Genomic DNA, 501 nt, shown 5'->3' with positions numbered 1-501 from the left:
TCGACACGCCTGAGCGTGCTGTTGACCAGCCGTTCCTGATGCCGATCGAAGACGTGTTCTCGATCTCGGGCCGTGGTACCGTTGTGACCGGCCGTGTCGAGCGTGGCGTGATCAACGTTGGCGACGAGATCGAAATCGTCGGCATCCGCGACACCAGCAAAACCACCTGCACCGGTGTTGAGATGTTCCGCAAGCTGCTGGACCGCGGTGAAGCAGGCGACAACATCGGCGCCCTGCTGCGTGGTGTGGATCGTGACGGCGTTGAGCGTGGCCAGGTTCTGTGTAAGCCCGGCTCGGTGACCCCGCACACCAAGTTCGAAGCCGAAGCCTATATCCTGACCAAGGAAGAAGGCGGTCGTCACACTCCGTTCTTCGCCAACTACCGTCCTCAGTTCTACTTCCGTACGACTGACGTGACCGGCACCGTGACCCTGGCCGAAGGCACCGAGATGGTCATGCCCGGCGACAACGTGTCGTTCGGCGTTGAGCTGATCGCGCCCA

Annotated in this window: 1 protein-coding gene; it reads left to right on the top strand. The window is 61.7% G+C overall.

Annotation, left to right across the window (positions count from 1 at the left end; translation table 11 throughout):
* Positions 1-501, top strand: a 501-nt coding sequence (locus ACR0K1_RS25650) for an EF-Tu C-terminal domain-related protein (protein ID WP_480852330.1), incomplete at both ends; no start/stop codon positions are given.

This window comes from Ruegeria sp. F5 (genome assembly GCF_056533845.1).
The sequence above is the reverse complement of the archived record's forward strand: the minus strand, read 5'-3'. Positions and strand labels throughout refer to the sequence as shown.